This is a genomic window from Achromobacter sp. GD03932, from assembly GCF_029839485.1.
In the GTDB taxonomy this organism is placed as follows: Bacteria; Pseudomonadota; Gammaproteobacteria; order Burkholderiales; family Burkholderiaceae_B; genus Achromobacter; species Achromobacter bronchisepticus_A.
Genome location: NZ_JAOCAT010000015.1, coordinates 26340 through 38704, shown reverse-complemented (window position 1 = coordinate 38704; position 12365 = coordinate 26340). Strand labels below are relative to the sequence as shown.

The following is a 12365-nucleotide window of genomic DNA, read 5'->3' as shown; positions in this document are numbered from 1 at the left end:
GAAGCGACTCGGTACCACTTAGCAGGAGCTAAACATGGCACAGAAAAAGGGCGGCGGCTCTACGCGGAACGGACGCGACTCAGAATCGAAGCGTCTGGGCGTCAAGGCATTCGGCGGCGAATTGATTCCCGCTGGTTCGATCATCGTGCGTCAGCGCGGCACGCGCTTCCACGCTGGCGTGAACGTCGGCATGGGCAAGGATCACACCCTGTTCGCGCTGATCGACGGCAAGGTTCAATTCGGCTTCAAGGGCGCGTTGAACAAGCAGACCGTTTCGATCGTCGCTGCCGAGTAATCGGACCAGCACGGTCAGCAACGCGGTTCGCCGCGTTCCAGAACGGCAAAAGCCCTGTCGCATGCGGCAGGGCTTTTTTGTTTTAAGCTTTTCCAGATTTCGGGCAGCAGCCGGACGGTTCCGGCCCCTGCCTCCCGGCGGCGCCGAATGACGGCCCCGCCCCACTCCTTACCACTACACGCGCGGACATCATGAAATTCGTAGACGAAGCCACCATCGAAGTCGTCGCCGGCAAAGGCGGCAATGGCGTGGCGAGCTTTCGCCGCGAAAAGTTCATTCCCAGAGGCGGCCCGGACGGCGGCGACGGCGGACGCGGCGGCACCATCTTCGCGGTGGCCGACCGCAACATCAACACGCTGATCGACTACCGCTACGCCCGCCTGCACCGCGCCAAGAACGGCGAAAACGGCCGCGGCTCGGACCAGTACGGCGCGGCCGCGCCGGACATCACGCTGCGCGTGCCGGTGGGCACCATCATCCATGACGCCGACACCGGCGAAGTCCTGTTCGACCTGAACCAGCACGAACAAAAAGTCGTGCTGGCCGCCGGCGGCCAGGGCGGCATGGGCAATATCCACTTCAAGTCCAGCGTCAACCGCGCACCCCGCCAATGGACGCCCGGCAAGGAAGGCGAGCACCGCTACCTGCGCATGGAACTGAAGGTGCTGGCGGACGTGGGCCTGCTGGGCCTGCCCAACGCCGGCAAGTCCACGCTGATCACGCGCATTTCCAATGCCAAGCCGAAGATCGCGGACTACCCCTTCACCACGCTGCACCCCAACCTGGGCGTGGTGCGCACCTCGCCGTCGCGCAGCTTCGTCGTGGCCGACATTCCCGGCCTGATCGAAGGCGCCTCCGAAGGCGCCGGCCTGGGCCACCTGTTCCTGCGCCACCTGGCGCGCACCCGCGTGCTGCTGCACCTGGTGGACGTGTCCACGCCCGACCCGGACGCGGATCCCGTCGAGCAGGCCGTGGTCGACGCGCGCGCCATCGTCGAGGAACTGCGCCGCTACGATCCGGAACTGGCCGCCAAGCCGCGCTGGCTGGTCCTGAACAAGCTGGACATGGTGCCCGACCCCGAGGACACCAAGCGCCGCTTCCTTGAACTCTACGACTGGAAGGGTCCGGTGTTCGGTATTTCCGGCCTGTCGGGCGAAGGCACGCAAGACCTGATCTACGCGCTGCAGGACTACCTGGACGCCGAGCGCGAAAAGGAACACCTGTCGCAAGACCAGGCCGAAGAGAACTATGTCGCGCCGGACCCGCGCTTCGACGACAAGCGCTCGACCGCCGACCAGCGCCCCGCGCCGCGCGGCGATGACGAATAAGCCATAATCGCAGTCCTTACGATTACGCCTTTTTCTCGCCGCAGCCGGCCGCCATCATGTCTGCTGAAACACCTGTCGTTTCCGTCGTCACCAACGCCCAGCGTCTCGTCGCCAAAGTCGGCTCGTCGCTGGTCACCAACGAAGGCCGAGGCCTGGACCGCGCCGCCGTGGCGCACTGGGCTGCGCAGATCGCCGCCCTGCACAAGCAGGGCAAGCAGATCGTGCTGGTCTCCAGCGGCGCCATCGCCGAAGGCATGGCGCGCCTGGGCTGGCGCAAGCGCCCATCGGTGATGCACGAACTGCAGGCGGCCGCGGCCGTGGGCCAGATGGGCCTGTGCCAGGCCTACGAGGCGGCCTTCGCCGAATACGGCCTGCGCACCGCCCAGATCCTGCTGACGCACGAAGACCTGGCCGACCGCCACCGCTACCTGAACGCCCGCAGCACGCTGTTCGCGCTGCTGCGCCTGGGCGTGGTGCCGATCGTGAACGAGAACGACACGGTCGTCACCGACGAAATCCGGCTGGGCGACAACGACACCCTGGGCGCGCTGGTCACCAATCTGATCGAAGCCGACACGCTGATCATCCTGACCGATCAACGCGGCCTGTACGACTCCGATCCGCGCAAGAACCCTGACGCCAAGTTCATGTCGCACGCCCAGGCTGGCGACCCCGCGCTGGAAGCCATGGCTGGCGGCGCGGGCAGCGGCATCGGCACGGGCGGCATGCTGACCAAGGTGTTGGCGGCCAAGCGCGCGGCGCATAGCGGCGCGCATACCGTCATCGCGTCGGGCCGCGAGCGCAACGTGCTCACGCGCCTGGCCCAGGGCGAGTGCATCGGCAGCGAACTGCGCGCCGTGCTGCCCGTGTGGTCCGCGCGCAAGCAGTGGCTGGCCGATCACCTGCGCCTGCGCGGACGCGTGGTGCTGGATGACGGCGCCGTGCAGGCGCTGCTGCGCGAGGGCAAGAGCCTCCTGCCCATCGGCGTGACCGAGGTGGAAGGCGAGTTCGGCCGCGGCGACGTGGTCGCCTGCGTGGATGGCCAGGGCCGCGAATGCGCCCGCGGCCTGATCAACTACTCATCGGCCGACACTCGCCGCATCCTGCGCCAGCCTTCGTCGCAGATCGCGCGCATTCTGGGCAGCATGACCGAACCCGAGCTCATGCATCGGGATAACCTGGTAGTGCTCTAAGACCCTGCATGCTTGCTGCGCCTTGGGGCAGCAGGATGTAGCCCCACCCCCGCACCGCGAGCACGGGCAAGTCGATATTGAGGCGGCGCGCCTTGCTGCGCAGCCGCGACAAGAGCACGTCAACCCGCCGCGCCCCATCCAGGGCTTTGCGCTTACCGGCAGGGAAAAAGCATTCGCGGCGCAGGCAATAGCCCGGCGCGCTCAACAAGCGGACAAAAAAAGCGCGCTCGGTGACCGTCAACGGCAGAAACTCGCCAGCCGGCCCCGCCAGCGCGCCAGCGTGCGGGTCTAGCCTCCAAGGCAAGGCGGTGGACGGCGCGCGCCGGTACAGATTGCGCAGCAGGGCATCCCATTCCAACGCGTCCATACCCGCAGCGGTACAGACGTCCGCGCCCGCATCCAACGCGGCGATGCGATCGGACGCGTCGACATCTGCGGCCTGCCACAGCACCGCCATAGCGGGCGCCGCCCGGCGCAGCATGGCAATGAGGCTTGACACTCCCTGAGTACCTCCCAAAAGTACCAGGGCATCAGCGCCCTGCGCCTGCAAGTGTTCCAATACGGCAGCGGACGAATCGAACACGCGGACCTGCCAACGCAACAGACGCAAAGCCTCGGCGAAATTCTCGTCCGCCCTTGCGTCGAGCCGTACGACGAAGACGCTGCCTCGTTGCTCCATGCGCTCACCTTTGATAAATATCACTTAAGTAATATTTATAACCACCAAAGCGCGTGACCAGCAAGCTTCAATCGCCGGTGTGAAAACATTCTCAGACCGACTGAAGCATGCGCGCCTGCTGCGTGGCCACACGCAGAAAGACCTCGCTCGTCTGGCGCGCATTTCGCAAAGCGCCATCGGCAGCTACGAAAGCGGCCTGCGGCACTCAAGCCGCTCGGCCCGCAAGCTGGCACAGGTCCTGAAGGTCGAGGTCGAATGGCTGGAAACCGGCAAGGGCCCGCTGGAACTTCCCGTGGAAGGCTACGACCTCAGCAACACGCTGCCCGCGCCTGGCGTGGCCGAACCCGTACCGCGCCCCGGCGGTCGGCCGCGTCCGATGGCGCCCTGGCCCTTCCCGAATATTTCGCCTTCGCTGTTCGAATCGCTCACAGCCGACGACCGCGTGATCCTTGAATCGATCACACAGGCCTACATCGAAAAAACCATCCTCATCCGCCGCGGCGCCAAAACGCGCGGCCGCAAGCTGGGCTGATCGCGGGCAGCCTTTGCGGGCCTCGCGCAAGCTCACGTCCGCCAAGCGCATCCCAGTGACAGAAATCGCGCAGTAGCTCCCCTGCCTCTCGATAAAGCACGTACAGTGGTCGGCGATTTTTCGCGCCGCCGCTTGGGATATTACGTGCAACTTCGACTACGCCATTGGCGTACAAACCAATCATGGTTTTCATAGAAACCAGCGTCTTTACCCGCAAATCACCTCCCTGCTGCCCGATGATGGCTATCGAGAATTGCAGCGATGCTGCTGGAGGATCCCGCATGCGGCCATGTGATTCCTGGCGGAGGCGGCATACGAAAGGTGCGTCACGCGGCCAGGAACCGGCAAGAGCGGTGGGATACGGGTGATCTATTACTGGCTCACCGATGACGACCAGATTCTGATGCTGTTGGCCTACCCAAAGAGCGTGCGGGACAACCTGAGCGCAGCGAAACTTTCTGAACTGCGGGCGTTGGTAAGGGACTTGTGAAATGGACAAGCAGTTATTTGCCGATTTGAAGACAAGCCTCAAAGAAGCGGCAGCGATACGCAAGGGAGAGACGCGTCCTTCGAGGATATCCACGCTCGATCCTCTGGACGTGAAGCAGGTGCGCGAACAGACCAAGCTGTCTCAAGCTGAGTTTGCGGCGGCGTTGCAGGTCAGCGTTCGCACCTTGCAAAACTGGGAGCAAAAGCGCCGGGTCCCTACCGGACCGGCTGCCGCGCTGCTGAAAGTCGTGGCCAACGAGCCTGAGATCGCGCTACGCGCCTTGCACCGTCAGGCACATGGGGCCGCGCAAAAGACGCCAAGCCCTCATCAATCCTCCTCCCGCGCATCGTGCGCGGACGTAAAAAAGCCCGGCATTGCCGGGCTTTTCGCCGCTAGCCTCGCTCAGGGCTTGGCAGCGGGAGCCGGAGCAGCACCGCCAGCCGGCGGCACGGCGGCGTCGCCGCGGATCTTGGCGGCGATTTCCGAGGCGGCCTGGGCCGAGGCCACACCGAAGGCCAGCACGCCGCGGTTCAGCGGTTCGCCGATGAGCGGGGCGGCGACCAGTTCCTGGTCGATCACGAGCGCCAGCATGTTGCCGACGTTCTTCGTGCTGACGTCATTGAGCTTGCGCGCGCCGGCTTCCGAGAAGCGCAGGCCGACGAAGTTCTGGCCCTGGCGGTCGACCAGCGCGGCGGCGTCGGTGAGATCTGCGCGCGTCAGGACGGGCACCGTCTGCATGTAGAGCTTGCCGTCGGGCAGGTTGATTTCGCGCATGCCGGCGCCGGGCTGCTTCTGCGCCAGGTAGAAGTCCACTGAGGCCGCGGCGGCGGCGGGCTTGGCGGCCTCTTGGCCTGCTTGCGGCGTGGCGGTATCGCCAGACGTCTTAGTCGGGGCGGTCTTGCAACCCGCTAGCGCCAACGTCACGACTACCAGGGCGGGCGCCAATTTGCGTAGGGTCAGTTGCATGCTCGTTTCCTTCTTAATGTGGACTAAGACCAGGCGATGCACTCCATCCCCGGCACTGGAAAAGTGTACCGAACCTGAATGACAGTGTCGCCCCAGTCTGAATCCAATTGTAAAGCGGTAATACCAGCTGCCGCCTGCTCCGGCTGACACGGCGCAGCAGCCACGCGATTCGTCGGAACGCGCGCCAGCCTCTATACTTCGCTTTCGCGCAGGGGTACTCGTCCCGCCTACATGGCAGGACGTGTTGAGAGAGTCCCTTCGTACCAGTACGGATAATGCCGATGCTGGGAGCCGTATTCCCGCCATGCGTCTTTGCGCGCGCGGCGGGAATTCCTTCCCGATCGGCTCCAACCACTCGCTTGGAGCTTTCCATGAACGCCAATCCCAAATTCCTGGCCGCTACCGCCGAAGTCGACGCGGCGGCCGTCGCACCGCTGCCCAAATCCCGCCGCGTGTATGAAGTGGGCTCGCGCCCCGACATCCGCGTGCCATTCCGCGAGATCGAGCAGGACGATACGCCGACGATGTTCGGCGGCGAGAAGAATCCGCCGCTCACCGTCTACGACTGCAGCGGCCCCTACACCGACCCCGAAGCCAAGATCGACATCCGCCGCGGCCTGCCCGAACTGCGCCGCGCCTGGATCGAAGAGCGCGGCGACACGGAAGTGCTGTCGGGTCCGACCAGCGACTATGGCAAGGAACGCCTGACCGATCCCAAGCTGACGGCCATGCGCTTTGACCTGCAGCGTCCGCCGCGCCGCGCCAAGTCCGGCGCCAACGTGTCGCAGATGCATTACGCGCGCCGCGGCATCATCACGCCGGAAATGGAATACGTGGCGATCCGCGAGAGCCTGCGCCGCGAACACTACCTGCAGACGCTGCGCGACAGCGGCCCCGACGGCGAGAAGATGGTCAAGCGCCTGCTGCGCCAGCACCCGGGCCAGTCCTTCGGCGCCTCCATTCCCGCGGCCATCACGCCCGAGTTCGTGCGCGACGAGATCGCGCGCGGCCGCGCCATCATCCCCGCCAACATCAACCACCCTGAAGTGGAGCCGATGGCCATCGGCCGCAACTTCCTGGTGAAGATCAACGCCAACATCGGCAACTCCGCCGTCAGCTCCGGCATCGGCGAGGAAGTGGAAAAGATGACCTGGGCGATCCGCTGGGGCGGCGACACGGTCATGGATCTGTCCACCGGCAAGCACATCCACGAAACGCGCGAATGGATCATCCGCAACTCGCCCGTGCCGATCGGCACCGTGCCGATCTACCAGGCGCTGGAGAAGGTCGACGGCAAGGCCGAGGACCTGACCTGGGAGATCTTCCGCGACACGCTGATCGAACAGGCCGAACAGGGCGTGGACTATTTCACGATCCACGCGGGCGTGCGCCTGCCGTTCATTCCGATGACGGCCGACCGCATGACCGGCATCGTCTCGCGCGGCGGCTCGATCATGGCCAAGTGGTGCCTGGCACACCACAAGGAGAGCTTCCTGTACGAGCGCTTCGAGGAAATCTGCGAAATCATGAAGGCCTACGACGTCAGCTTCTCGCTGGGCGACGGCCTGCGTCCGGGCTCGGGCTACGACGCCAACGACGAAGCGCAATTCGCCGAGTTGAAGACCCTGGGCGAGCTGACGCAGGTGGCCTGGAAGCATGACGTACAGGTCATGATCGAAGGCCCGGGCCACGTGCCGATGCAGATGATCAAGGAAAACATGGAGCTGCAGCTGGAACATTGCCACGAGGCGCCGTTCTACACGCTGGGCCCCCTGACCACCGACATCGCTCCCGGCTACGACCACATCACTTCCGGCATCGGCGCGGCGCTGATCGGCTGGTACGGCACGGCGATGCTCTGTTATGTGACGCCGAAGGAACACCTGGGCCTGCCGAACAAGAAGGACGTGAAGGACGGCATCATCACGTACAAGATCGCGGCCCACGCGGCAGACCTGGCCAAGGGCCATCCGGGCGCGGCGATCCGCGACAACGCGCTGTCCAAGGCGCGCTTCGAATTCCGCTGGGACGACCAGTTCAACCTGGGGCTGGATCCGGACACGGCGAAGGAATTCCACGACGAGACGCTGCCGAAGGATTCGATGAAGGTGGCGCACTTCTGCTCCATGTGCGGACCGCATTTCTGCTCGATGAAGATCACCCAGGACGTGCGGGATTATGCGGCGGCTCAGGGGGTTAGCGAGAAGGACGCGTTGCAGAAGGGGATGGAGGAGAAGTCCATCGAGTTCGTTAAGAAGGGGGCCGAGGTTTATCATCGGCAGTGATGTTGTTGCTACGTCTGTTTTGAGTTCTTGAGACGCACGACGCGGCAGTGGCCTGCCGGGCGCGGGGCAACGATTGCGGTCCGGAGCCTTCGCTCCGGACTTCCCCGTCGTCATCGTCGTCCAGGCCTTCGGCCTTCCCTTCCGATTCCCTCGGGCTTATCGACGCCCCGCGTCCCGCAGGCCCCCGACGCGGCTGGCTCGTCTAGTTGAATCTTCACGGGCGCTGGGGCGGGTGGTGTGCTTGGCGTTCTGGTCACGAACGGTGGGGTGGTGGTGGGGCTTGCGGGGCCCGCCCCAGGCCGGCCGCGCGGGCGGCCTCTTGGGGCTTACGTGGTGTCTTGCGTCGCGTGATGGCGCTGCGCGCGGGTGGTGGGGACGTGCTCTTGGTGACACGTATGGCAGGTGATAGCCGGGTAATTTGGTGGGGCGCTGCGTTCGAGGTGATTGCGCAGCGCAGCGGTCGGCCAGCAATCGTCATTTCAACGCGGGTGCCGGATGGGTGGCGCGCGTCCGGGTCTGCATGCGCAAGCGGCTATTCGCCGCGCGCCACCCATCACCGCCCATTCCCCCATGAGCTGGGGACCAATAGCAAATCAGTCATCGCATTCGCGTAAGCGAACACAATAGAAATTCAAGAAATCACGTATGTCATTCTCGGCCGCCCGCGCGGCCGAAAATGACGGGCAACACGAGCATCGTCCCTGACCACGGCTCCAGCAGCGCCCCAAGCCAAGATTCAAATAGCTCGTCGGCGCGGGCGCCTGAGTGGCGGGCAACCTCGATGCGCCCGAGGGAATCCGTAGGGAAGGCCGCAGGCCTGGACGAGGATGACGACGGGGCAGTCCGGAGCGAACGCTCCGGACCGCAATCGTGGGCGCCCGCCACTCAGGCGCCCGCGTCGACGAGCGGCCTACGAAGCACTGGAACGCAACCCCGAAAGCCGCAAAGCCTCAGACGCCCCTTGTATCAAGCCCGCCTGACGCCAATCGTCGGCAGTTAAGGCTGCACCTCATACTCTCCAGATCCCAGCACCACCGTCGCAAGCCCCGGCGCCTGGCTCAGCTTATGCAGCGCGTAGCACTGCGCGGTGGCGATCTTGGCGTCGTGGAAAGCAGGGTCTTCCTGGCGCAGGTCCAGGCTGGCCAGCAGCGCTCGCGCCATCTGCCAGCCGGCAAACGTGGTGCCCGCCAGCAGCAGATACGGCACGGCGGCCGCGAACACCGCGTTGGGGCGGCTGGCGGCGTTGGCCAGCACGAAGTCGATGGCGTCGGCCAGCGCCGCGCGGGCCTGGCGCAGCGGCGTCAGCATCAGGCGGGCGGCGGGTTCGCTGCGGGCCTCCAGCGCCGCTTCGGTCTTGCCGACTTCCGCCAGCAAGGCGCGGGCGACGGCGCCGCCGTCGCGTAGGGTCTTGCGGCCCACCAGGTCATTGGCCTGGATCGCCGTGGTGCCTTCGTAGATCGTGAGGATGCGCGCGTCGCGGTAGTACTGCGCCGCGCCGGTTTCCTCGATGAAACCCATGCCGCCGTGCACCTGCACGCCCAGGCTCGCCACGTCGATGGACATTTCGGTGCACCAGCCCTTGACGATGGGCACCAGGTATTCCTGCACCGCCAGATGGCGCTTGCGGGCCTCGGCGTCCGGGCTGGCGTGCGCCAGATCGGCGTGGCCCGCGGTGTAGTAGGCCAGCGCGCGGCCGGCTTCCGTCAGCGCGCGCATCGTGCCCAGCATGCGGCGCACGTCGGGGTGCTGGATGATGGGCACCGCGTCCTTGGACGAGCCGTCCACCGGGCGGCTCTGCACGCGCTCGGCGGCATAGGCCAGCGCGTGCTGGTGGGCACGGTCGGCGACGGCCACGCCCTGCACGCCCACCGCGTAGCGCGCGGCGTTCATCATGATGAACATGGCGTCCAGGCCGCGGTTTTCCTGGCCCACCAGATAGCCCAGCGCGCCGCCCGCATCGCCGAACTGCAGCGTGCAGGTGGGGCTGGCCTTGATGCCCAGCTTGTGTTCGATCGACACGCAATGGACGTCGTTGCGCGCGCCCAGCGTGCCGTCTTCGTTGACCAGGAATTTGGGCACCAGGAACAGCGAAATGCCTTTGACGCCTTCGGGCGCGTCGGGCAGGCGCGCCAGCACCAGGTGCAGGATGTTCTCGGCCAGATCGTGCTCGCCGTAGGTGATGAAGATCTTGGTGCCGGAGATGCGGTAGGTGCCGTCGCCCACGGGCTGCGCGCGCGAGCGGACCATGGCCAGGTCCGAGCCTGCCTGCGGTTCGGTCAGGTTCATGGTGCCGGTCCAGCGTCCGGAAATCATGGGCTCGATGAAGCGCTGCTTCAGTTCAGGCGAACCGGCCGTCAGCAGCGCCTCGATCGCGCCATTGGTCAGCAGCGGACACAGCGCGAACGACAGGTTGGCGGCGTTCAGCATTTCCGAGCAGGGCGAACCGATCAGGCCGGGCAGGCCCTGGCCGCCGTATTCCACCGGATGCGTCATGCCCTGCCAGCCGGCCTCCGCGTACAGGTTGAACGCCTGCTTGAAACCCGGCGAGGTGGTGACCGCGCCGTCGCGCCAGGAGCTGGGCTCACGGTCGGCGGCATGGTTCAGCGGCGCCAGCACGTCGCCGGCGTAGCGCGCGGATTCCTCCAGCACGGCCTGGGTGGTGTCGGGCGTGGCCTCCTCGAAACCTGGCAGCGCGGCGACTTGCGGCAGGCCGGCAAGATGGTTCAACACGAACAGCATGTCTTTCACGGGGGCTTGGTACGTCATGGCGTCGGAGCTCCTGGATGGGATTTGGGGACGTGGAATTCAGCCGGTCTTCTTGCCGGAACCGGCCACGTCGATGGCCTGGGTCGCGCCGACGGCGGCGCGCAGTTCGAATTTCTGGATCTTGCCGGTGGAGGTCTTGGGCAGTTCGCCGAAGCGCACCGCGCGCGGCACCTTGAAGCCGGGCAGCAGCAGCTTGCAATGCGCAATGATCTCTTCGGCGGTGGCGCTGCAGCCGGGCTTGAGCTCGACGAAGGCGCAGGGCGTCTCGCCCCATTTGGGGTCGGGCATGGCCACCACGGCCACCGCCGCCACCGCGGGATGGCGATAGAGCGCGTCTTCCACTTCGATGCTGGAGATGTTCTCGCCGCCGGAAATGATGATGTCCTTGCTGCGGTCCTTGATGCGGACGTAGCCGTCGGCCGTCATCACGCCCAGGTCGCCGGTGCGGAACCAGCCGCCGGCAAAGGCCTGGTCGGTGGCGCGTTCGTTCTTCAGGTAGCCCTTCATGCAGATGTTGCCGCGGAACATGACCTCGCCCACGGTCTGCTCGTCGGCCGGCACCTCTTCCATGGTGTCGGGATCGCGCACGGACACGCCCGCCTGCAGGTGGTAGCGCACGCCCTGGCGCGCATTCCGCAGCGCGCGCTCTTCCTCGTCCAGCGCGTCCCAGGCTTCCTGGCGGGCGCACACGGCCGCGGGTCCATAGACCTCGGTCAGGCCGTACACATGGGTCAGCTCGAAACCGATGTCGCGCATCTTGGCGATGACGGCGGGCGCGGGCGCGGCGCCCGCCACCATGGTGCGTACCGTGTGGTCGATGCCGGCGCGCAGCTCGGCCGGCGCATTGGCCAGCGCGCTCTGCACGATGGGCGCGCCGCAATAATGGGTGACGCCTTCATTGCGAATCAGGTCGAACACGGTCTGCGGATCGAACTTGCGCAGGCACACGTTGACCCCGGCGCGCGCGGCCACCGTCCAGGCGAAGCACCAGCCGTTGCAATGGAACAGCGGCAGGGTCCACAGATAGACCGGGTGCTTGGGCATGTCCCATTCGAGGATGTTGCTGATGGCGTTCAGGTAGGCGCCGCGGTAGTGGTAGACCACGCCCTTGGGATCGCCGGTGGTGCCGGACGTGTAATTCAGCGCGATGGCGTCCCATTCGTCGGCGGGCGGCTTCCAGTCGTAGCGGGCGGGGGCGCCGGCCAGGAAGGCTTCGTAATCGACCGCGCCGGGCAGTTCCGCCGGGGCGCTTTCCAGGTCGTGCACCGAAATGAGCTTCAGGTGCGGGAATTCGGTCCGCGCGCGCTGGGCGAGTTCGGCGTACTCGGTGTCCACGATCAGCGCCTGCGCTTCGCCATGCCCCAGCATGAACAGCACGCTGGGCGTGTCCAGGCGGGTGTTCAGGGTATTGAGCACCGCGCCCAGCATGGGCACGCCGAAATGGGCTTCGACCATGGCGGGAATGTTGGGCAGCATCACGGCCACGGTGTCGCCGCGCTTGATGCCGGCTTGCGCCAGCGCGCCGGCCAGGCGCTGGGCGCGCTCGTAGGTCTGGGCCCAGTTGCGCCGCACCTCGCCGTGGACGATGGCCAGGCGCTGGCCATAGACTTGGGCCGCGCGGGCGATGAAATCCACCGGGGTCAGGGCTTCGTAGTTGGCGTCGCGGCGCTCAAGGCCGCGGTCGAACATACCGCTCATGCTTGTCTCCAGTTGGGACGCGCAGGCGTCCCTTATCCGTATGCCGGGAGTTTGATCCCCGTCGCTTGCCCTAGCTTACGGGGCCGCCGAAAATACTGTCTGTCACCTGCATGACAGACGGCCGGCCGACCTG

Annotated in this window: 9 protein-coding genes and 2 pseudogenes; 7 read left to right on the top strand and 4 right to left on the bottom strand. The window is 65.9% G+C overall.

What is annotated here, in order from left to right:
- The first annotated feature begins 34 nt into the window (after positions 1–34).
- The 3 genes from rpmA (at position 35) to proB (ending at position 2816) form a co-directional block, all read left to right on the top strand.
- Positions 35–295, top strand: coding sequence for a 50S ribosomal protein L27 (gene rpmA, locus N5C88_RS15520; RefSeq protein ID WP_006216229.1), 261 nt, complete (start codon positions 35–37; stop codon positions 293–295).
- 191 nt (positions 296–486) lie between these two features.
- Positions 487–1623, top strand: coding sequence for a GTPase ObgE (gene obgE, locus N5C88_RS15515; RefSeq protein WP_059378158.1), 1137 nt, complete (start codon positions 487–489; stop codon positions 1621–1623).
- Between the two features lie 56 nt (positions 1624–1679).
- Positions 1680–2816 (top strand): glutamate 5-kinase, encoded by a 1137-nt coding sequence (gene proB, locus N5C88_RS15510; protein ID WP_059378159.1) that lies wholly within the window; start codon positions 1680–1682, stop codon positions 2814–2816.
- Here proB and N5C88_RS15505 read toward each other — a convergent pair.
- Entirely contained in the window at positions 2785–3495 is a 711-nt protein-coding gene (locus tag N5C88_RS15505; protein WP_280015691.1) for a transcriptional regulator, read from the bottom strand. The genes proB and N5C88_RS15505 overlap by 32 nt on opposite strands.
- A gap of 79 nt (positions 3496–3574) precedes the next feature.
- Between N5C88_RS15505 and N5C88_RS15500 the strand changes: the two genes are divergently transcribed.
- From N5C88_RS15500 to nadS, 3 genes and pseudogenes are all read left to right on the top strand, one after another.
- Positions 3575–4027 carry a helix-turn-helix transcriptional regulator gene (locus N5C88_RS15500; RefSeq protein WP_059378162.1) on the top strand — a complete coding sequence of 151 codons (453 nt, stop codon included), beginning with the start codon at positions 3575–3577 and terminating at the stop codon, positions 4025–4027.
- Positions 4028–4209: 182 nt separating this feature from the next.
- A pseudogene (locus N5C88_RS15495) lies at positions 4210–4517 on the top strand (type II toxin-antitoxin system RelE/ParE family toxin).
- A gap of 1 nt (position 4518) precedes the next feature.
- A pseudogene (nadS, locus tag N5C88_RS15490) lies at positions 4519–4767 on the top strand (NadS family protein); the annotation flags it as partial.
- Between the two features lie 152 nt (positions 4768–4919).
- On the opposite strand, the gene N5C88_RS15485 reads toward nadS, so the two are convergent.
- A complete protein-coding gene (locus tag N5C88_RS15485) occupies positions 4920–5483 on the bottom strand; it encodes a hypothetical protein (protein ID WP_059378164.1) in 564 nt (187 codons plus the stop codon).
- Positions 5484–5854: 371 nt separating this feature from the next.
- Here N5C88_RS15485 and thiC point away from each other — a divergent pair, with 371 nt between their 5' ends.
- Complete coding sequence (gene thiC, locus N5C88_RS15480) at positions 5855–7768, top strand: phosphomethylpyrimidine synthase ThiC (RefSeq protein WP_059378166.1); 1914 nt, start codon at positions 5855–5857, stop codon at positions 7766–7768.
- 996 nt (positions 7769–8764) lie between these two features.
- Here the strand turns inward: thiC and N5C88_RS15475 are convergent.
- Positions 8765–10534, bottom strand: coding sequence for an acyl-CoA dehydrogenase (locus N5C88_RS15475; protein ID WP_251880771.1), 1770 nt, complete (start codon positions 10532–10534; stop codon positions 8765–8767).
- 39 nt (positions 10535–10573) lie between these two features.
- A complete protein-coding gene (locus N5C88_RS15470; RefSeq protein ID WP_059380269.1) occupies positions 10574–12232 on the bottom strand; it encodes an acyl-CoA synthetase in 1659 nt (552 codons plus the stop codon).
- Positions 12233–12365: the final 133 nt, after the last annotated feature.

Bases quoted from the DNA above. Each gene is read 5' to 3' on its own strand.
- obgE (WP_059378158.1), top strand. From the start codon at position 487: ATGAAATTCGTAGACGAAGCCACCATCGAAGTCGTCGCCGGCAAAGGC.
- N5C88_RS15505 (WP_280015691.1), bottom strand. From the start codon at position 3,495: ATGGAGCAACGAGGCAGCGTCTTCGTCGTACGGCTCGACGCAAGGGCG.
- rpmA (WP_006216229.1), top strand. From the start codon at position 35: ATGGCACAGAAAAAGGGCGGCGGCTCTACGCGGAACGGACGCGACTCA.
- N5C88_RS15470 (WP_059380269.1), bottom strand. From the start codon at position 12,232: ATGAGCGGTATGTTCGACCGCGGCCTTGAGCGCCGCGACGCCAACTAC.
- N5C88_RS15485 (WP_059378164.1), bottom strand. From the start codon at position 5,483: ATGCAACTGACCCTACGCAAATTGGCGCCCGCCCTGGTAGTCGTGACG.
- thiC (WP_059378166.1), top strand. From the start codon at position 5,855: ATGAACGCCAATCCCAAATTCCTGGCCGCTACCGCCGAAGTCGACGCG.
- N5C88_RS15475 (WP_251880771.1), bottom strand. From the start codon at position 10,534: ATGACGTACCAAGCCCCCGTGAAAGACATGCTGTTCGTGTTGAACCAT.
- proB (WP_059378159.1), top strand. From the start codon at position 1,680: ATGTCTGCTGAAACACCTGTCGTTTCCGTCGTCACCAACGCCCAGCGT.